The 20,401-nt window shown below is 69.0% G+C and carries 15 protein-coding genes; 10 read left to right on the forward strand and 5 right to left on the reverse strand.

Annotation, left to right across the window (positions count from 1 at the left end; translation table 11 throughout):
• Nucleotides 1-130 precede the first annotated feature (130 nt).
• The 8 genes from ACLQ3B_RS11525 to ACLQ3B_RS11560 all read left to right on the forward strand — a co-directional run bounded on the left by ACLQ3B_RS11525 (nt 131) and on the right by ACLQ3B_RS11560 (nt 12,303).
• Nucleotides 131-2,503, forward strand: a complete 2,373-nt coding sequence (locus ACLQ3B_RS11525; RefSeq protein WP_425779948.1) for a glycoside hydrolase family 3 N-terminal domain-containing protein — start codon at nt 131-133, stop codon at nt 2,501-2,503.
• 257 nt (nt 2,504-2,760) lie between these two features.
• Nucleotides 2,761-3,756, forward strand: a complete 996-nt coding sequence (locus ACLQ3B_RS11530) for a LacI family DNA-binding transcriptional regulator (protein WP_425780870.1) — start codon at nt 2,761-2,763, stop codon at nt 3,754-3,756.
• Nucleotides 3,757-3,851: 95 nt separating this feature from the next.
• The gene (locus ACLQ3B_RS11535) at nt 3,852-6,035 is read left to right on the forward strand and encodes an alpha/beta hydrolase (protein WP_425779949.1); all 2,184 of its coding nucleotides are present in this window, start codon (nt 3,852-3,854) and stop codon (nt 6,033-6,035) included.
• A 103-nt stretch (nt 6,036-6,138) separates the two neighbouring features.
• Nucleotides 6,139-7,479 carry an ABC transporter substrate-binding protein gene (locus ACLQ3B_RS11540; RefSeq protein WP_425779951.1) on the forward strand — a complete coding sequence of 447 codons (1,341 nt, stop codon included), beginning with the start codon at nt 6,139-6,141 and terminating at the stop codon, nt 7,477-7,479.
• 77 nt (nt 7,480-7,556) lie between these two features.
• Nucleotides 7,557-8,498, forward strand: a complete 942-nt coding sequence (locus tag ACLQ3B_RS11545; protein ID WP_425779952.1) for a carbohydrate ABC transporter permease — start codon at nt 7,557-7,559, stop codon at nt 8,496-8,498.
• Nucleotides 8,498-9,382, forward strand: a complete 885-nt coding sequence (locus tag ACLQ3B_RS11550; RefSeq protein ID WP_425779954.1) for a carbohydrate ABC transporter permease — start codon at nt 8,498-8,500, stop codon at nt 9,380-9,382. The genes ACLQ3B_RS11545 and ACLQ3B_RS11550 overlap by 1 nt, the downstream gene beginning before the upstream one ends.
• An 88-nt stretch (nt 9,383-9,470) precedes the next feature.
• Entirely contained in the window at nt 9,471-11,198 is a 1,728-nt protein-coding gene (locus tag ACLQ3B_RS11555; protein ID WP_425779956.1) for an IlvD/Edd family dehydratase, read from the forward strand.
• A 112-nt stretch (nt 11,199-11,310) separates the two neighbouring features.
• Nucleotides 11,311-12,303 carry a LacI family DNA-binding transcriptional regulator gene (locus ACLQ3B_RS11560; protein WP_425779958.1) on the forward strand — a complete coding sequence of 331 codons (993 nt, stop codon included), beginning with the start codon at nt 11,311-11,313 and terminating at the stop codon, nt 12,301-12,303.
• Between the two features lie 100 nt (nt 12,304-12,403).
• Here ACLQ3B_RS11560 and ACLQ3B_RS11565 read toward each other — a convergent pair whose 3' ends face one another.
• The 3 genes from ACLQ3B_RS11565 to ACLQ3B_RS11575 all read right to left on the reverse strand — a co-directional run bounded on the left by ACLQ3B_RS11565 (nt 12,404) and on the right by ACLQ3B_RS11575 (nt 15,717).
• On the reverse strand, nt 12,404-14,101 hold the full coding sequence (locus ACLQ3B_RS11565) for a cellulose binding domain-containing protein (RefSeq protein ID WP_425779960.1): 1,698 nt from the start codon (nt 14,099-14,101) through the stop codon (nt 12,404-12,406).
• Nucleotides 14,102-14,279: 178 nt separating this feature from the next.
• A complete protein-coding gene (locus ACLQ3B_RS11570) occupies nt 14,280-15,215 on the reverse strand; it encodes a hypothetical protein (protein ID WP_425779962.1) in 936 nt (311 codons plus the stop codon).
• Between the two features lie 52 nt (nt 15,216-15,267).
• Nucleotides 15,268-15,717 carry a hypothetical protein gene (locus tag ACLQ3B_RS11575; RefSeq protein ID WP_425779964.1) on the reverse strand — a complete coding sequence of 150 codons (450 nt, stop codon included), beginning with the start codon at nt 15,715-15,717 and terminating at the stop codon, nt 15,268-15,270.
• A gap of 209 nt (nt 15,718-15,926) precedes the next feature.
• Between ACLQ3B_RS11575 and ACLQ3B_RS11580 the strand changes: the two genes are divergently transcribed.
• Nucleotides 15,927-16,745, forward strand: a complete 819-nt coding sequence (locus tag ACLQ3B_RS11580) for an SAM-dependent methyltransferase (RefSeq protein ID WP_425780871.1) — start codon at nt 15,927-15,929, stop codon at nt 16,743-16,745.
• A gap of 5 nt (nt 16,746-16,750) precedes the next feature.
• Here ACLQ3B_RS11580 and ACLQ3B_RS11585 read toward each other — a convergent pair whose 3' ends face one another.
• A complete protein-coding gene (locus ACLQ3B_RS11585) occupies nt 16,751-17,266 on the reverse strand; it encodes a MarR family winged helix-turn-helix transcriptional regulator (protein ID WP_425779966.1) in 516 nt (171 codons plus the stop codon).
• Nucleotides 17,267-17,410: 144 nt separating this feature from the next.
• Here ACLQ3B_RS11585 and ACLQ3B_RS11590 point away from each other — a divergent pair, with 144 nt between their 5' ends.
• The gene (locus tag ACLQ3B_RS11590) at nt 17,411-19,690 is read left to right on the forward strand and encodes an LLM class flavin-dependent oxidoreductase (protein ID WP_425779967.1); all 2,280 of its coding nucleotides are present in this window, start codon (nt 17,411-17,413) and stop codon (nt 19,688-19,690) included.
• Here ACLQ3B_RS11590 and ACLQ3B_RS11595 read toward each other — a convergent pair.
• Nucleotides 19,687-20,397, reverse strand: coding sequence for a DNA alkylation repair protein (locus tag ACLQ3B_RS11595; RefSeq protein WP_425779968.1), 711 nt, complete (start codon nt 20,395-20,397; stop codon nt 19,687-19,689). The two genes, ACLQ3B_RS11590 and ACLQ3B_RS11595, sit on opposite strands and share 4 nt — an antisense overlap.
• Nucleotides 20,398-20,401: the final 4 nt, after the last annotated feature.

Consider the following 20,401-nt stretch of genomic DNA (forward strand, 5'->3'; position numbering starts at 1 on the left):
GACAAGGTGATCGTCTTCGATTACGTTCTCGATCTATGTAAACGTTACCGATTACGTTTACGTAAGGGAACACGGCACCTGGATCGATGTTCTGGGCCGGCCAGCGTGTCGCGGTGATTGGGGTGACCGGGTGACCACTGTCGAGCCGGAGATCGAGGCGACCTACGCCGACGCGACCGCGCCCGTCGACGAACGGGTGTCGGATCTGCTGGCCCGGATGACCCGCGAGGAGAAACTCGCGCAACTGGGCAGCACCTGGGCGTTCACCCTGCTGGAGGGCGGACGGTTCGCGGTCGAGCGGGCCCGGCCGATCCTTCGACACGGCCTGGGGCACGTGACCCGCGTCGCCGGCGCGACCAGCCTGAAGGCGGCGCAGGTGGCACGGGCCGCGAACGCCATCCAGCGCTTCCTGGTCACCGAGACCCGGCTGGGGATCCCGGCCATCGTGCACGAGGAGGTCTGCTCGGGGGTGATGGCCCGTGAGGCGACCATCTTCCCGCAGGCGATCGGCGTCGCGAGCACCTGGGACCCGGAACTCAACCGCCAGCTGGCCGACGCCGTTCGCGCCCAGATGCGCGCCATGGGAAGCCACCAGGGGCTCTCGCCGGTGCTCGACGTGGTGCGTGACCCACGGTGGGGCCGCACGGAGGAGACCTACGGCGAGGATCCGTACCTGGTGTCCCGGATGGGGGTGGCGTTCGTCCGGGGCCTGCAGGGCGTCGACCTGACCGACGGCGTCCTCGCCACCGCCAAGCACTTCGTCGGCTACGGGGCGTCCGAGGGTGGGCTGAACTGGGCGCCGGCCAATCTGCCGCCGCGTCTGCTGCGCGAGGTGTACCTGTACCCGTTCGAGGCGGCGGTCCGCGAGGGCGGGCTCCAGTCGGTGATGGCCGGCTACCACGAGCTCGACGGCGTCCCGTGTCACGCCAACCAGGAACTCCTCGCCGACGTCCTCCGTGGCCAGTGGGGCTTCACCGGCAGCGTGGTGTCGGACTACTTCGCCGTCAACGACCTCCACTCGTACCACCACTTCGCACAGGACAAGCAGCAGGCCGCGACGGTGGGCCTCGGCGCGGGCGTGGACGTCGAGCTTCCGGCGACGGACGCGTACGCGGACGCCCTCGGCCGCGCCCTGGACGCCGGCGAGGTCAGTGCGGCCCGGCTCGACGAGGCGGTCTCGCGGGTCCTTCGGCACAAGGTCGAACTCGGGCTCTTCGAGGACCCGTACGTCGACGAGGACGTTGCCGCGACGACGGCGAACGCCGAGCGGCACCGGGACGTGGCGCTGGAGATCGCCCGTCGCAGCCTCGTCCTGCTCAAGAACGACGGCGTCCTGCCGCTGCTCGGGGAAGCCGGAACTGTCGCTCTCATCGGCCCGAACGCCGACGACGCCCGACACCTGCTCGGCGACTACTCGTTCGCGGCCCACATCGAGGCGTTGGTCGAGGCGCGTAAGCGGCGTGGCCTGCTCGGCGAGATGATGACGATCCCGGACGATCTGGAGATCGACGAGAGCACCGACGGTGTGCCCACGGTGCGTGACGAACTGGCGGCGCGGCTGGGTGACCGGCTGCGCTTCGCGCGGGGCTGCGATGTGCGCGATCCGTCGACGGACGGGTTCGCCGAGGCGGTCGCGGCCGCGGCGGCGGCCGACGTCGCGGTGCTGGTCCTGGGGGATCGCTCGGGGCTGACGCCCGGGGCCACCACGGGCGAGTCGCGCGACCGGTCCAGCCTGGACCTGCCGGGCGTGCAGGAAGAGTTGGTCCGTGCCGTCGTCGCCACCGGCACGCCTGTCGTGGCGGTGCTCGTCGCCGGCCGGCCGGTGGGCAGCGACTTCCTGCACGAGGAGTGCGCCGCGGTGCTGATGGCGTGGTTGCCGGGGGAGACCGGTGGGCAGGCGATCGCCGAGGTGCTCCTCGGTGAGGTGAACCCGAGCGGCCGGCTGCCGATCTCGTACCCCCGTGGTGTGGGGCAGATCCCCGTCTTCTACGGCCACAAGGTGTCCGGCGGACGGTCCCACTGGCACGGCGACTACGTGGATTCGCCTGTCGCCCCGCGATACGTCTTCGGTCACGGCCTCGGCTACACCTCCTTCGCCATCGACGACGCCGTGGTGGAGAACGCCGAGGTCCGCGCCGGGGACAGCGTCGGTGTCGAGGTCACGGTCACCAACACCGGAGACCGGGCGGGGGAGCAGGTCGTGCAGCTCTACGTCCGCGACCCGCAGGCCACGATCACCCGGCCGGTGCTGGAGTTGAAGGCCTTCGCCCGCGTCGCGGCGGCCGCCGGTCAGCGGGTGACGGTGCGGTTCGCGCTACCCACCGGCCAGCTCGGTTTCTACGACCGGAGCATGGCCTACGCGGTGGAGGCCGGGCAGATCGAGGTGTACGTCGGCTTCTCGGCTGCCGACCACACCCACGCCGGCACCTTTGTCGTCGGCGCGGACCCGGAACGGCCGACGCCGAAGGTCTTTTCCGGGACCGCCGAAGTTCGGCAGCTGTGATCGTTCACCCGGGTCGCGGAATGGTTCTTGACGGAGTGTGCCGTCCTGTTGTCAACGGGTAGAACCGGCGTGGAAAACGGGCTTCACCGCGCCCTTGCCAGCATCCGCTTAGGACCTCTTCCCGGCAGTTGACTAAAGATGCGGAGGTCTTGTGTTCGTAATCGTTCTCGGTTACGTTGGCAACATCCTGGAAACGTAACCGATAACGATTGCAGTCCAGAGAGAGCCGCATGATTGAAGTCAATGCGCCGGTAACAATGAGTGATGTCGCCCGAGCTGCCGGCGTTTCCACAGCCACCGTCTCGCGCGTCGTCAACGGGCATTACGGCGTCAGCGCTCGCACGGTCGCTCAGGTGCGCTCCGCCATCGAGCAGCTCGGCTACGAGTCGAGCCTGGTGGCCACCAGCCTGCGGCGCAGTCGCACGAACGTTCTGGGCCTCGTGGCGCACAGCTTCCAGTCGTACACGGCGGAGGTGCTCAAGGGCGTGATGAAGGCGCTGAGCCGCTCGGGCTTCGATCTGATCATCTACGCCAACAGCGACCTCTACGGCTCCTATTCGGAGGGCTGGGAACAGCGGCACCTGACCCGACTGTCGGGCACCCTCACCGACGGGTGCATCGTCGTCACGCCCTGGGGTGATTTCCGGACCCGGACGCCGGTCGTGGCCATCGACCCGGTGCGCGGCTCGACGGCACCCTCGGTGATCTCCGACAACCTCGCGGGCGCCACCACCGCGGTCGAGCACCTGCTCGGCCTGGGTCATCGACGCATCGGGTTCATCGCCGGCCGCGACAGCCTGGCCTCGGCCTGGTCCCGGGAGGAGGGCTACCGCGCCGCGCTGACCACCGCAGGCGTCCCGGTCGACCCGACGCTGATCGGCCGAGGGGATTTCAACCCCGAGTCGGCAACCCCGCTGGCGCGCGCCCTGCTGCAACGACCGGACCCGCCGTCGGCGATCTTCGCGGCGAGCGACGGGATGGCCCTCAAGGTTCTGGAGGTCGCCATGGAGTTGGGGCTCTCGGTGCCGGGGGACCTGTCCGTCGTCGGGTTCGACAACATCCCCGAGTCGGCGCTGACCCAGCCGGGCCTGACCACAGTGGACCAGTCGATGTATCAGCTCGGGTACGAAGCCGCGCGGATGCTGAAGTCACTGGTGACCGGCGAGTGGGACGAGCCGAGCCAGATCGTGCTTCCGACCAGCCTCGTCGTGCGCAGCTCGACCGCACCGCCGAAGAGCGCGGCAGCAACCTGAAGGAGGTGCACGCAGCACACACGGCCAGATCCACAGTTGAACTGAGCCGGTCAGTCGGGTCGCATCCGCTGCCGGCACATTGAAAGGAGTGGAGTGTGACTACCGAACGATATCACGGGCGCCCACGCCGTCTGGGCGTACGCCGGCGGCTCTCGGCGGCGTTCACCGCCGGGGTCATCGCCACCGCGGCGGTGCTCCTCGCGCCGCAACCGGCGGCGGCGGACACGCCGTGGCTGGACGTCTCGGCAGACCGCTACGCCACGTTCACCGTCCCGGCCGCGTACGTCCAGGAGAAGCTGGGCACCGTCTCGCAGGTCGTCGTCGAGGGAAACTTCGGCCCGTCCGCCACCTGGGCGGAATTCGGGCTGACCCGCCGAGGTGACGCCTGGTCGGGTGTTCTCGGCGCGCTGGAGCCCGGGCTGTACAACTACCAGGTCACCGCCGACGACACCTTGACCGTCAAGGACCCGACGAACGGCACGAGTGTCGCGTCCAACCCGCTCCTGAGCACCTTCCTCGTCCCGGGGGACTCGGCGCGGTGGCTGGTCGACGCGCCGTCGGGCACCGGCGGGAACATCGAGACGCTTACCTATCGGACCAGGAACGCGCAGCGCTCGGCCCTGGTCTGGACGCCACCGGGTTACGCGGCCAAGGGCCCGAAGGGTTACCCGACGCTCTTCCTGCAGTCGGGTGACGGTGTGGCCGCCACCGACTGGCTCGACCTCGGTCGATCCAAGCAGATCCTCGACAACCTGTCGGCCGCGCGCGCCATGAGCCCGATGGTGGTGGTGATCAACGACGCCAACGCCTCGAACGACAAGGAGTTGAAGGACCTCCGCAGGGCGGTCGCCGACAGGTACCGGGTCCTTCGCGATCCGGAGCACCAGGCGATCGCTGGCGTGTCCGACGGTGGCACGCAGGCACTGCGGGCCGCGCTCACCAAGCCGGGCCAGTTCGGTTACGTCGGCTCGTTCTCGGGCACGTCGGCTCCGGCGATCGACCGCAAGGACGCCAAGGCGATCAACCGCGGCGTCAAGCTGCTGCGCCTGTACACGGGCAACGTCACCGATCCCGCGCACAACACCACCTACCGGCTGACGAAGGCGTTGGACCGAGCCGACGTCCGGTTCGAGTTCGACGGGGTCAACCCGGACGGCGGCGCGACCTGGCGCACCTGGCAGGAGAACCTCGTCGACTTCGTGCCGCGGGTGTTCCGGCACGTGTCGGACCACGGGCCGAGCCCCGGTCACCAGCCGCTGAAGCGGGAGTTCACCCCGCCGCCGGCCGGCACCACCCCGACGCCGTTCGTCAACGAGGACGGGTTCGTCACCTTCGAGACGACCACCGACTTCAAGGACGCTCAGCACGTCACGGTATGGGCGAACTGGGCGCCGGGCGGTAGCTGGTTGCGCGTGCCCCTGACCCGCGACGGCGACCGGTGGCGGGCGACCGTGGGCCCGCTGAAGCCCTGGTTCTACTACTACCGGCTGATCGTGGACCGGGTCGCGTTCAAGGACACCTCGAACCCGGCGACTGTCACCTCCGAACCGATGTGGAGCACCTTCCTCGTCCCGGGGCCGGGTGCCCGACTGCTGTCGGACGTACCCGCCGGTCGCGGCGGGAAGGTCGAGAGCATGACCTACACCAGCACGGTGGCCGGCCAGGACCGCACCGCGTTGGTGTGGACCCCACCGGGGTACGACCCGGGCCGGGCGCAGCCGTACCCCGTCCTCTATCTCCAGCACGGCAGCGGCCAGAGCTACACGGACTGGGTCGAGATGGGCCGCGCCAAGCAGATCCTCGACCACCAGTTCCTCGACGGCGACCTCACGCCGATGGTCGTCGTGATGGGCAACGGCAACTCGTCGAACTTCAACCGGGAGTTGCGGGAGAACATCGTTCCGACGGCCCGTGCCCGCTACCACATCTCCAGCGATCCGTCGCAGCAGGCCCTCGCCGGCCTGTCGATGGGCGGCGGGCAGGCGTTGGGCGTGCTGCGGGCCTACCCGGGCGAGTTCGCCTACGTCGCGGCCCTGTCGGCCGGGTTCGGCAGCGGCACCGGTGTCGACGTGGAGGCGATCAACAACGGCACCAAGATGCTGCGCCTGTACGTCGGTGACCAGACCGACTTCGTGTACCCGAGCTTCATGTCGTCGCTGACCACGTTGGACAACCTCGGTATCCGCTACGAGTTCGACGGGGTCACCCCCGGGCCGCACGGCTGGGACGTGTGGCAGAAGAACCTCATCGACCTGGCGCCGCGTCTGTTCAAACGCTAGGAGCCGTCGCCGGCGACGCCACCGGGAGCAGGGCTTCCTGCCCCGGTGGCGCCCGCCAGCGTCTGGATGCTGTGCACCGCCATCGCCGAAGGGAACCATCTCAATGAAGAGAAGACGAATACTCGCCACGGTAGCCATGCTCGCGGCGGGGAGCGGCCTCGTCGCCTGCTCCTCAGACGACGGCGGCAGCGACGCGAGCAATTGCACGAACACCATCACCAAGCAGAACGTGCCGGTCGTGACGATGTGGGGCTGGTACCCCAACACCCAGCTCGTCGTGGACAACTTCAACAAGCAGCACGACGATGTGCAGGTCTGCTGGACCAACGTCGGCCAGGGCGGCGACGAGTACGACAAGTTCCAGACCGCCATCTCGGCGGGCACCGGCGCGCCTGACGTCATCATGGTCGAGGCGGACCGGATCCCGACCTTCCAGATCCAGGGCGCGCTTGTCGACATCAAGCAGTACGGCTTCGGCGCGGTCAAGGCCAACTACAGCGAGGGCGCCTGGAAGGACGTGTCGGTCGGCGACCAGGTCTACGGCGTACCGGTCGACGGTGGCCCGGTGGCGATGATCTACCGGAAGGACATCTTCGACAAGTACAAGGTCACGCCGCCGAAGACCTGGGCCGAGTACGAGCAGGCCGCGCAGAAGGTGAAGGACGCCGGCGGCCCACTGTTCGGAGACCTCGGCGCGAACGTCCCGGCGCTCACCATGGCGCTGCAGATCCAGAAGGGCGCCACGCCCTTCACCTACGACCCGGCGCAGCCGAAGGCGATCGGCGTGAAGCTCAACGACCAGGCGTCCAAGGACGTCCTGGACTACTGGGGCGGCCTCGCCAAGAAGGGCCTGGTCGGTACGCAGAACCAGTTCACCCCGGAGTACATCTCCGGCGTGATCAACGGCAACTACGCGACGTACATCTCGGCGGCGTGGGCGCCCGGCTACCTCACCGGCGCGGGCGTCGGTAAGGGGCAGGACACCGGCAAGTTCGCGGTCGCGCCGCTGCCGCAGTGGGATCCGGCCAAGCCGGTGCAGGTGAACTGGGGTGGGTCGGCCTTCTCGGTGACCAAGCAGGCGAAGAAGCCGGAGCTGGCCGCGAAGGTCGCCTACGGGCTCTACGCCGACAAGGAGTCGCTCACCGACGGCTGGACCAACCAGATCATCTTCCCGCTGAACCTCACGGCGCTCAAGGACCCGGCGTTCGCCGACCTGAAGGTGGCGTTCTTCAACGGCCAGCAGGCGAACAAGGAGGTCTACCTTCCCGCCGCCGACGCCTACAAGGGCATGGCGTACGCCCCGTTCGGTCAGTACTACCTCGACGCCATGGAGAAACAGGCCAGCGAGATCATCAAGGGCTCCGTCACCGGTTCGCAGGCTGCCGACCGGCTCCAGGAGGACGTGGCGAAGTACGCCAAGGAACAAGGTTTCACAGTTCAGTGACCGGATGGGTGGGCCGCGCCGGCACTGGTCGGCCGGCCCACCCTCCACCCCTCAGCGTCCACGTCCCGGAGACCAAGATGACATCCCTGACCGAGAAGCGCGCACCGCGTACTCAGAATGAGACGCGCAAGATCCGTGGCAAGGTGCACCTCCGCGAACACCTGATGGGGTGGCTCTTCGTCGGGCCATTCGGGGTCGTGTTCCTGGCGTTCCTCATCGCGCCGCTGACGTACGCGTTGTACCTCAGTCTCTTTCAGAAGAAGCTGATCGGCGGCACCAGCTTCGTTCTCTTCGACAACTACGTGAAGGCGTTCAGCGACCCGAGCTTCCTGTCCGGGGCGTGGTTCGTCATCCGCTTCTCGCTCGTCTCGATCCCGCTGCAGATCGTCCTGGCGCTCGCGTTGGCCCTCATTCTGGACGCGGTCACCACCCTGTTCGCCCGCTTCTCCCGCCTCATGATCTTTCTTCCGTACGCGATCCCCACGGTGATCGGGGCCGTGATGTGGGGGTTCCTCTACAGCAAGGGCTTCGGCCCGCTGACCGACATCTTCGGGCTGTTCGGCGCCACCGCACCCGACTTCCTGAGCAGCGACCTGATCTTCTACGGGCTGCTCAACGTCGTCACCTGGCAGTGGGCCGGCTATTACATGATCATCCTGTACGCGGCGTTGCAGGGCGTCGACCCGACGCTCTACGAGGCGGCCCGGATGGACGGCGCCGGGCGGTGGCAGATCGCGACGCGGATCAAGATCCCGCTGATCGCGCCCGCCCTGATCCTGATCCTGGTCTTCTCGCTCATCGGCACCCTGCAGTTCTTCAACGAACCGCAGATCCTGCGATACCTCGCCGCGGGCGCCATCGGCTCGGACTTCACCCCGAACATGTACGCGTACCAACAGGCGTTCTCGCTCGCCAACTTCAACTACGGGTCCGCGATCTCCTTCGCCCTCGGCGGGATCGTGTTCATCTGCGTGTACGCCTTCCTGTTCTTCACCCGCAAGCGGAGGAGCTTCCTCTGATGACCGACCACACAAGCGTCCGCGCAGGCGCCCGCCGACCGCAGCGCTATCTCCCTCTGCAGATCCTCCTCGGCTTCCTGGTGATCTACTTCCTCGTACCGTTCTGGTGGGTCATCGTCAACAGCTCCAAGGACGCGCCGGGCCTGTTCGGCGGCGGCAACACCCTCTGGTTCACCGACCAGATCGACTACCTCGGTAACCTCCGGCAGCTCTTCACCTACGACGGTGGCATCTACCTCCGGTGGATCCTCAACTCCACGCTGTACGCCATCGCCGGCGGAGTCGGCGCCACGATCCTGGCGGTCATGGCCGGCTACGGGTTCGCCAAGTACCGGTTCGCCGCCCGACGCTTCAGCTTCGCCGTCGTGCTCGGCGCGCTGATGGTGCCCGCCACCGCCCTGGTCATCCCGACCTTCATCATGTTCTCCCGGCTCGGCCTGACGAACACGGTCTGGGCGGTGATCCTCCCGTCGCTGCTCAACCCGTTCGGCGTCTACCTGATGCACGTGTACGCGCGCGACGCGGTGCCCGACGAACTCCTGGACGCGGCGCGGGTCGACGGCGCGGGGGAGCTGCGGACGTTCTTTCAGATCGCCCTTCCGCTGATGCGTCCCGCGGTGGTCACGGTGCTGCTCCTGTCGGCCGTGGCGTCCTGGAACAACTACTTCCTGCCCCTGGCCATGCTCTCCGACAACCGGCTCTTCCCCGTCACCGTCGGCCTCGGCCTCTGGCAGGGAATCGCGTCCGCGAACAACTCGGGAGGCACCTCGCTGTGGAGCCTCATCATCCTGGGTTCTCTGGTGTCCGTGATCCCACTGATCATCGCGTTCTTCAGCCTCCAACGACACTGGCGCGGCGGCCTGTCCGTCGGCGGTCTCCGGTAGGCCGCGCCGGCGTCACCAGCCGATCCACCACGGGCATTGATCGCCGCCGCAGAGGATGCGGCCGGACGGATGACAGAGAGGTGTGCTGATGTCGACGACGAATCGACCGCTGCGCAGCGCGCAGTGGTTCGGCGCGGAAGGCCGCAACGGATTCATCCATCGCTCCTGGATGCGCAACCAGGGGTTCGCGGACGACGTCTTCGACGGTCGCCCGGTGATCGGCATCGCCACCACCTGGTCGGAGCTGACACCCTGCAACGCCCACCTGCGCGACCTTGCCGAATCGGTGAAGCGGGGCGTGTGGGAGAGCGGGGGCCTGCCGCTGGAGTTCCCGGCGATGAGCCTGGGCGAGCCGCTGATGCGACCCACGACCATGCTCTACCGCAACCTGCTGGCGATGGAGCTGGAGGAGTCCGTCCGCGCCAACCCGCTCGACGGGGTGGTCCTGCTCTCCGGCTGTGACAAGACCACTCCCGGCCTGCTGATGGGAGCGGCGAGCGTCGACCTGCCGACCCTGATGATGACCGGCGGTCCGATGCTCAACGGCAAGTTCCGCGGCCAGGACATCGGCTCGGGCACTGTCGTCTGGCGGTTCACCGAGGAGATGCGGGCCGGCCGGATGACCGCGGCCGACTGCTCCGAGGCGGAGGTCGGCATGTCCCGTAGCCGGGGCCACTGCATGACCATGGGGACGGCCTCCACGATGGCCTGCGTGACCGAGGCCCTGGGCGTGCAGCTGCCGGGGGCGGCCGCCGTGCCGGCGGTCGACTCCCGGCGGTACGCGCTCGCGCACGCCGCCGGACGCCGGATCGTCGCCATGGTCGAACAGGACCAACGATTGTCGTCGGTGCTCACCAGGCAGGCGTTCGAGAACGCCGTCCGGGTCAACGCCGCGATCGGCGGTTCCACAAACGCGGTCGTCCACCTGCTCGCGATCGCCGGACGCCTCGGCGTCCCCCTGTCGCTGGAGGACTTCGACATCCTCACCGCCGACGTGCCCATGCTCGTCAACCTGATGCCGTCCGGAAAGTACCTGATGGAGGACTTCGCCTACGCGGGCGGCCTTCCGGTGGTGATGAAGGAACTCGCCCCGCTGCTGCACATGGACCACGTCACGGTCAGCGGCAGCACCGTGGCGGACAACGTCGACGGCGCCCAGTGCTGGAACCGGGACGTCATCGGCACCCTGGAGGAGCCGTTCCAGCCCGCCGGCTCGGGCACCGTCGTGCTGCGCGGCTCGCTCGCGCCGTCCGGGGCGGTGTTGAAGGTCTCCGCCGCCTCCGCCCACCTCCTCACGCACACCGGCCCGGCGCTGGTCTTCGACCGGATCGAGGACTACGTCGTCGCCGCCGACGACCCGGACCTCGACGTCACCCCCGACACGGTGATCGTCGTCCGCAACGCCGGACCACGGGGCTACCCCGGCTTCCCGGAGGTGGGCAACGTGCCCATGCCACGACGGCTGCTCGCCGACGGCATCACGGACATGGTGCGGATCTCCGACGCTCGGATGAGCGGCACCGGCTACGGCACCTGCATCCTGCACGTGGCGCCGGAGGCGTCCGTGGGCGGCCCTCTCGCGCTGGTCCGTACCGGTGACCTGGTCTCCGTCGATGTCTCGACGCGCCGTCTCGACCTGCTGGTCGACGACGCGGAACTCACCAAACGCCGCACCGCGTGGCGGCCTCCGAAGCCGGTGGCCGACCGTGGTTGGGTACGGCTGTACAGCGAGCACGTCCTGCAGGCCGACAGCGGCGCGGACCTCGACTTTCTCGTCGGTGGCAGCGGCAGTGCGGTGCCCCGTCACTCACACTGACGGTCACGTTCGGACGAGGCCCACGAGGAACTGATCCCATGGAAGAACGGACGGCCCGCCAGTGCGAGTTCACGCAAAGGCCGCTGTGACAGCGGCCGACCGGCCACCGGTCATGGCCGACGTCGCTCGCCTGGCGGGCGTGTCACACCAGACGGTGTCCCGGGTCATCAACGGGGCGCCCAGCATCAGGCGCGAGACGCGGGAGCGGGTCCTCGAGGCCATCCGACGGCTCGACTACCGCCCCAACACGGCCGCCCGCGCGCTGGTCCGCGGACGGTCCGGGATGATCGGCATCATCGGCACGGCCAGGACGCTGTTCGGTCCGACGAGCATCCATCGCAGCGTCGAGGACGCCGCCCGCGCGGCCGGCTACTTCGCCACGTCGGTGAGCCTCTCCGAGGTGACGGTACGGGCGCTCAGCGACGCCACCGAACACCTCATGCGCGTCGGCGTGGAGGGCGTGGTGATGATCGCCGGCAACGACGAGGCTCTCGAGGTGGTGCGGATGACGCGCTCGGGTGTCCCCTTCGTCGTCGTGGAGGGCGACCTGTCCAGGGCCAGCGTGACCGTGGGCGTCGACCAGGTGCTCGGTGCCCGGATGGCCACCGAGCACCTCCTCGACCTCGGACATCGGGAGATCGTGCACGTGAGCGGCCCGCTCAACTGGGCGGAGGCTCGTGCCCGCCTCGAAGGGTGGCGTCAGGCGACGAGTGCGGCGGGCCTACGCCCGCCGGAGCCGGTCGAGGGCGACTGGAGGGCGCACAGCGGCTACGTCGCCGGGTTGCGCATCGGTGCGATGCGCAGGGCCACCGCGGTGTTCGCCGCCAACGACCAGATGGCCATCGGCGTGCTGCGCGCGCTGCACGAACGCGGGCGGCGGGTGCCACAGGACGTCTCCGTCGTCGGATTCGACGACGTTCCGGAGGCGCCCTACCTCATCCCGCCGTTGACGACGATCCAGCAGGATTTCGACGCGGTCGGTCGACGGGCCATCACGGCCGTCACCCAGGCCATCGACGACACGGTGCCGCAGCGCCTGCCGCTTGTCATCCCCAAGCTCGTGGTGCGGCAGAGCACGGCGCCGCCGACCCGGACCGGCACCTGAGCGGCCAGGGCCGCCACCGGATGGCCGCCGACGGGCGGGAGCCCCGGCGTGTGGCCGGGGCCCCCGTGACGTCGATCCTGCTCGGGTCGAACGAGGTGTTTCAGAGGGTGAAGACGAGTGTGGAGATGCTGCGGGCGCCGACGTTGATGGTGGCCTGACCGCCGTTCACGCTTGTCGGCTGGCTGGCCGCGTTGGCGTTCTGCGAGGTGAGGTAGTGCTCGGCCCGGCTGACGTTCTGCGGGGCCTGGATCACGGCGTTGTTGACCGCGCTGTTCGAGCGATTGAGGATCACCAGGGTGATCTTCCCGTCGCCCTGGTAGGCCGTCACCTCCAACGGCGAGGCCTTGGAGCTCTTCGTCAGGGCGACCCGCTGATAGCCGGGGCGGACGTACTTCGCGTACTGCGAGAAGGCGTACCCGCGCTTGAGCGGAGCGCCCGCGACGGTGCCGAACGCCGACTCGCCGTCACCGATGAAGGAGTAGTAGCGCTTGCCGTACCACCAGATGTAGGCGTTCCAGTTGGCCTCCATCGACTTGTGCACGGTGCGCATGATGTCGTCCAGGGTCTCGTTCCAGACCGCCGCGTTGGCGGGGTTGCCCCAGATGTTGGAGCCGCCACCGTCGGCGGCGTGCAGGTTCCACTCGGTCATCCACACCGGCTTGTTGTACTGCTGGGCCAGGGAGTACGGGCGCAGCCGGCCCGACTCCTCGGTGCCGTACAGGTGCCCGCCGATGTAGCCGATGTTGTTGCGGGCGGTCGAGTCGTTGAGGGTCGGATCGGTGAAGTTGTAGTTGAGGTTCACCGCCTCGGCGACCATCAGCTTGGTGTTCTGCACCTTGGTGCCCTGGTCCCGGACGAAGGTGCGTAGCTCGGTGCCGCTCCAGTCCATCGAGTCGTAGTCCGGGTGCCAGTCGGGCTCGTTCTGCACCGAGGTGACGTCGATGGGTACGCCCTGCCCACGCATGTACTGCACGTAGCTGTTCAGGTGGTTGGCGTAGTCGTCGTAGTAGTCGGTCTTCAGCTTGCCGCCGTTGACCCGGCTGTTGTTTGTCTTCCACGCCGCCGGCGCGGTCCACGGTGAGGCGAGGATCTTCACGTTGGACCCGTACGACTTCGCCGTCTTCAGCGAGTTGACGTGTGTCGCCCACTCGCTGGATTCCGGTGACAGGCCGGTCCGCACGATGGACAGCCCCAACTGGTTGGCGCCCATCCCGACGAGCGTCTGCGTGTCCGTCGTCGACCAGGCGCTGCCCCAGATGGACTGCGCGGCCCCGAACCCGTCGACGGTCTGGTACTTGGTCGCGCTGTTCACCGTGATGTCCGCCGGCCCGGTCGGTGGCGGGTCCGTTGGCGGGTCCGTCGGCGGCGTGGTCGGCTCGGTGCCACCGGTGCAGACCACCCCGTTCAGAGTGAAGGTGGTCGGAGCGGGATTGCTGCCGGTCCATGAGCCGTTGAAACCGAACGACACAGTGCCGTTGGTCGGGATGGCCCCGTTGTAGCTGACGTTCCTGGCGGTGACGGCGGTGCCGCTCTGGGTCAGCGTGGTGTTCCAGGCCTGCGTGACGGTCTGTCCGGCGCTGTAGTTCCAGGCCAGCGTCCAACCCGTCACCGCGTCACCAAGATTGGTGATGGTGACGCTGGCGCCGAAGCCGCCCTGCCACTGTGACGACACGCTGTAGTCCACCCTGCAGCCGGCGGCTGCGGCCCCCGCCGGCATCGCCACGGCGACCGCCGCCGATGCCAGCAGGACGGCGCCGACCGACACCAGGGCGGTGTTTGTCCCTCTTCTTCGTCTCACGAAACTCCTCCTGAACTGGTGGTGGTGGTGTCCACGCCTCGGGAGGGCTCGTCTGCGGCGAGGTTCAGTGGTGGTGGGGAGGTGAAAGAATTGGGAGCGCTCCCAAGTGCCCGGTTCCAGAAAGCTAATTCGTCCAACGATTCCTGTCAATGCGTTCGGTCGGTAGCCAGTGCTGCCGTCACCGGCCGCAGGTGCCGCACTGTCGGCGAGTGCGCAGGTGGTAGTCGGTGGACGCGACCAGCAGACCCAACCCCATGACGAGGTACGCCGAGATCGCCACCCACAGGAACGGGTCGGAGAATTCGCTGTGCGAGCCCGACGCCACCTGCACCATCCCCATGCCGAAGTAGGCCACGATGCCCGCGCCGAGCCCGAATCCGGGCACCAGCAGCAGCGGGCGAGGAATCGTGCGGCCGGCGAGCAGCGGCACCCACCCCGGCCAGACCTCACCCCAGTGGTGCACCAGCGCCAGCGGCAACAGCACTCCGGCCAGCACCAGGCCGACCTCCAACCCGAGCATTGAGGCGCTCTGGTCGACGCGGTCGAACCCCACCACGAACTGTGCCGCGAAGCGGGTCACGAGACCGCCCACCGCGGCCCACGCGGCCCAGCGCGCCCACCGCGCGGCCGACGGGCGTCGCGCACCCGGCCGGACCGTCCGGCAGCAGTCCGGGCAGTCGCCGCGGGTGCGCCGCTGGTAGCGGGCGGTGGCCAGACCGAGCAGGACCGCTCCGCTGACGCACACGAGCCGACTCGCGAACGCCGTCGGGTCGAAGAACGGGCCGACGGTGAGCAGCAGGAAACCCACAAGCTCCGGCAGGAGGATCGCAGCCGCCGCGACGAGCGCGCCGGCAACCGTCCAGGCGAGCCCCGCGAGAACCGGCCGCCAGGTCGCCAACCGATCCAGGATGACCGCCAGCCCGCCCGCGGCCGCGCACAACGCCACCGACCACCAGCCGGTGAAGCCGACCAGGTCCAGCCCGAGCCGCCCGAACCGTGGAGCCTCGCCGACCGTCCATGCCAGACGCACGCCCCCGTATGCCACGGCCCAGCCGAGCACTGCGTACGTCAGGCCGTGGACGGTCCGACCGACGATCGGTGTCGATGTCGTCATGCACCGATCCTGTCGGCGCCAGGCAGTGGGCGGACCCCGCCGACAGGGGACGTCACTCCCTCGCGGGAGGGACGGCCGCCTGTTCGTGCGCCCGGTTCACGATCGCCTCCGCCTCCCGGCGGGCAGCGCCCACCATCTTCTCGGCGTCGAGCTTCGCGGCGTTGAGGTGGTCGTCGGCCTGCGTCTCGGCGAGTTTGAGGATCTGTTCCACCCGGGTGCCCAGGCCGCTGAGTGTCGGCCTGTCCGGGCTGGACCGCTGTCGTTTCGCGACGCCCGCCGTACCCGTAGCCGTTCGGTCGCCGGCCGCCCCGGCGGGTTCGTCGCGGTCGGCCAGGCCGTCTCCCACCAGGTCGGACTCTGTGGTACCGATCAGGGAGAGCCCGATGCCGAGCGCCGCGACCGCGACTCCGGGCCAGACCACATCCGCTCCGAGGGATGGGCCGACCGCGACGCCGACGCCCAGCCCGAAGAGGACTGCCGCGGTCTTGACCGGCTTGCGCATGTGGTCCTCCTCAGCTGGTACGGAATCAGGGGCCTCCGTTCCAGCATGGCGAACGAGTCAACCGGCCTCTGTCTTTTGTGGAGTGGCCGGGTTTTGTGTGGATCCTCGGTCTTCTATACCGTGGCACGGTCACGGGTGGTCACTTCCTCGACCGGGCTGTCCCGCGACGACGTCGTGTACGCGTTCGACTTGGGAGGTTCGTCGTGACCATGGAATCGCCGACGACCGGCCAAGCCGAGGCTGGCGCGCAGCAGAAGATCGACACGTCGGTGCCGCATTCGGCACGGATCTGGAACTACTGGCTCGGTGGCAAGGACAACTTCGCGGTCGACCGTGCGGCCGGGGACCAGTACCGGCAGGTCTTCCCCGGCGTCGTCGACGTGGCCCGCGCCTCTCGGCAGTTCCTGGTCCGCTCGATCGGGTTTCTCGCCGCCGAGGCGGGCATCCGCCAGTTCCTCGACGTCGGCACCGGGCTGCCGACCGCTGACAACACCCACGAGGTGGCGCAACGGATCGCGCCGGACGCGCGGATCGTGTACGTCGACAGCGACCCGTTGGTGCTGGTGCACGCTCGGGCGTTGCTGGTCGGCACGGCCGAGGGCAGGACCGCCTACATCGACGGCGACCTGCACGACCCGGCCGCGGTGATCGCCGAGGCCGGCAGGACGCTCGACCTCGCGCAGCCGATCGGTCTCATCCTCAGTGGCGTCATGGGCCACGTGCCCGACTACGAGACGGCCCGTTCGATCACGCGGCAACTGTTGGCGGCGCTGCCGAACGGCAGTTACCTCTCACTGAACGACGGCACGAGCCTGATCAGCGCCGAGATTCAGCAGGCTCAGGACGACTACAACGACAGCGGGGCGACTCCGTACACCCTGCGCTCGCCTGACGAGATCGCCGGCTTCTTCGACGGCCTGGAGCTGGTCGGGCCCGGGGTCGTGCCGTGCCCGCAGTGGCGACCCGACGACGCGGTCGACACACCTGCCGACGTCGACGCCTTCGGCGGGGTGGGCCGCAAGCGCTGACGCTGTCAGTCGGACGGAGGTAGGACGCTCCGCACCGCCACGCAGGGGTCGGTGGCGGGGGCGGCGGCGTGGATCGCCTGGGCGGCGCGGTCGGCGAGGTCACGGAAGACGTCGCGCTGCTCCTCGGGCAGCCCGCCCAGCACGTGGTCCTCGGCGTGGGCGACCCGGCGCTCGGCCTCGGCGAGCGTCTGACGGCCGCGTTCGGTGGCCACGATCCGTCGGGCGCGCCGGTCCTGGGGATCACGCTGACGCTCGATGAGGCCGGCGTTTTCCAGGTCGTCGATGACGTACGTCAGGACGCTGCGGTCGATGGCCAGGCGGGCGGCCAGGGCACCCTGCGTGGGCACCTCCTCGTGTACGACGACGGCCAGGATGTGGTAGCCCCGACTGCCGTGTGGCAGGTCCCGCAGTAGTTCCTCGACGCGCTCGTGCCAGCGGCGCAGCACCATGCCCAGAGACCAGCCGAAGTTCGAGCCGCGCTTGCGGTCGGCCGGCAGCTCGCAGGGATCGGTCACGGACATGTCCCGATGCTAGTGGTCGGCAGGTTGGTCAACCTCCAGCATCGCGGCAGTCCAGGAATGATCGTCGGGGAAGATGTGTTGTTTCACAAACGATAGGCTGGTTACATGATAGGTTGATCAAACGATCGCGTGGATGGTGAAGCGATGTCGGACTACGGGCACGAAATCCGGTTTGGGACGTTCCTGACGCCGAGTGTGCACGACCCGGACCAGGTGGTGGCCCTGGCCGAGTTGACCGAGGCGGCGGGGCTGGACCTGGTCACCTTCCAGGACCACCCCTACAACGCGGAGTTCCTCGACACCTGGACCCTGCTCAGCTGGGTGGCCGCCCGCACGCAACGGCTCCGGATCTCGGGAAACGTCCTCAGCCTGCCGCTGCGTCCGCCGGCCGTGCTGGCCCGGGCCGCCGCGAGCCTGGATCGGTTGTCGCACGGCCGGTTCGAGATGGGTCTCGGCGCCGGCGCGTTCTGGGACGGGATCGAGGGCATGGGGGCCCGTCGGCTGACCGCGGGTCAGGGGGTCGCGGCCCTGCGGGAGGCGATCGACGTCCTGCGCGGCGTCTGGGACGACACCGCCGACGGGCCGCTGCGGCGGGACGGGGAGTACTACCCCGTACCGGGCATGCGGCGTGGCCCGAAGCCGGCACACGACATCGACATCTGGCTCGGCGCGTACCAGCCGAAGATGCTGGCCCTGACCGGCCAGAAGGCCAACGGTTGGCTCCCGACGCTGGAATACCTGCGCTCCCCGGACCGGGTGACCGCCAACCGGCTCATCGACGAGGCGGCCAGCGCGGCGGGCCGCGAGCCTCGGGAGATCCGACGGCTGCTCAACCTGTTCACTGTCGACGTCTCGGCGCGCAGCCGCGGCTTCCTCCAGGGGCCTGTCGAGCAGTGGGTCGACCAGCTCCTTCCGCTGGTCCTCGGGGAGGGGTTCAGCACCTTCCTGATCGGCCGCGACGACCCACGCCTCATCCAGACCCTCGGGCAGGAGATCGCCCCCGCGCTGCGGGAGGCGGTCGCCAAGGAGCGCACCGGGGGTGCGGTCGGCACCGCGCCGGCCCGCACGACCGTCGTGTTGGCCGAGCGGCACCCGGGCCTCGACTACGACGCGCTGCCCACGTCGCTGGCCACCAGGTCCGTCGAGCCCGGTGATCCGGAGTACGAGCGCGTGCGCCACACCTACAGCTGGCACGGATCCCCTGCCCTGGTGATCCGTCCGCAGAACGCCGCCGAGGTGATCGACGCCGTGTCGTACGCCCGGACGCAGAACGTCCCGCTGTCGGTGCGCAGCGGCGGGCACGGCATCAGCGGCCGGTCGACAAACGACGGGGGAGTCGTCATCGACATGTCGAGGATGAACAAGGTCGAGGTGCTCGACCGGACGACCCGTCGGGTGCGGCTGGAGCCGGGCGCCCGGTGGGGTGACGTGGCCCAGACGCTCGCCCCGTACGGCCTGGCCATGAGTTCGGGCGACTACGGGGACGTGGGCGTCGGTGGTCTCGCCACCACCGCCGGCGTCGGATACCTGGCGCGCAAGCACGGCCTGACCATCGACCACGTCGTCGCCGCCGAGATCGTCACCGCGGATGGCCGCCTGCTCCGGGTCGACGACGAGCACCACCCCGACCTGTTCTGGGCCGTCCGGGGCGCCGGTGGGAACTTCGGTGTGGTCACCGCGCTCGAGCTGGAGGCGTACGAGGTGGACAACGTCGTCTACGCCCAGCTCGTCGCCGACGCGACCGACACCGCCCAACTGCTGCGCCGGTGGGGCCAGCTCGTCGAGGACGCGCCACGGGAGCTGACCAGCTTCCTCTCCCTCTTTCCCGCTCGCCGCGGCGACCCACCGGCCGCCCAGGTCACGCTCGTCTACGCCGGTGACGACGTCGAGGCGGCGCAGTCCGCCCTGAGCCCGTTCCTGGAGATCGGGCCGATCCTCGATCAGCAGGCGCAGCTCGTGCCGTACCCGGCGATCGTCGTGCCGCCCGGCAACCAGCACCGTGGCCAGGGGCTGCGCGACACCCGCAGCGGTCTGCTGCACCACGTCACGCCGCAGGCCGCCGACCTCATGGAGAACATGATCCATTCCGGCGACGTGATGATCATGCAGCTCCGGTCCGTCGGCGGGGCGGTCAACGACGTCGCCCGCGACGCGACCGCGTACCCGCACCGGGAGCAGAACTTCTCGGTGCTCGCCGCCACGGTCCCGGACCGCAGGCCCCAGCTGGACAAGCTCTGGGCCGAGCTGTACGCGCACCTCGACGGCCTGTATCTCAGCTTCGAGAGCGACACCGATCCGGCTCGACTGCTGGATGCCTGGCCCGAGCCCACCCTCGGCCGGCTGCGCGCCATCAAGGCCACCTACGACCCGGACAACGTCTTCAACCGAAACTTCCCGATCCCACCCGCAGAGCCGGTCCTTTAGAGGGCACCGGACAGGTACTCGCGGCGACGCTGCGGTTCGAACTTCTCGATCGCGTACCGCAGCATGACGCGTGGCATGACCCGGTAGCGGCGGGCGAGGAACTCCTCCTCCGCCGCTCTGTCCCGGTTCCCCACCTCGCGCAGCATCCAGCCCACCGCCTTGCGGACGAGGTCGTGCGGGTCGTGCAGCAGCCGGTCGCCGAGTCGGAAGGTCCACTCGAAGTCAGCAGCCTTGATGAAGGCGAAGGTCGCCATGACGGCGATCCGCCGGTCCCACACGAGGCTCGACGCGGCCAACCGATCCAGGACACTCCGGTCCCTGTCGATCAGCCAGGGGCCGACGATGTACGGCGCGGACGAGTCCACCAGGTCCCAGTTGTTGATGCGACAGGTGTTGGTCAGGACGGTGTCGAAGATCTGCCCCCGTTCCCGCTCGTCGCCCTTGGTGAACTTCCGTACCAGGATGAGCAGCGAGGTCAGCCGCTCCTCGTGCGCGCCGTCGCTGAGCAGCCTCGTCGTCTCGGAAAGCGGGAGGTCGCGCCAGTACCGGGCGGCCACCCTGCGCTGGTCCGGCACGGAGACACCGAGAGCCCGGTCGCCCTCGCCGTACCCGCCGGGGACCATCTGCAGGAACCGGCTCGACGCCTCGGCTCGACGTGGATCGGCGAGGCTGGCGAGGTCCCGACGCACGTCGACGCTGGTGGCCATGATG

The sequence above is a fragment of the Micromonospora sp. DT53 genome (assembly GCF_049841535.1).
In the GTDB taxonomy this organism is placed as follows: domain Bacteria; phylum Actinomycetota; class Actinomycetes; order Mycobacteriales; family Micromonosporaceae; genus Micromonospora.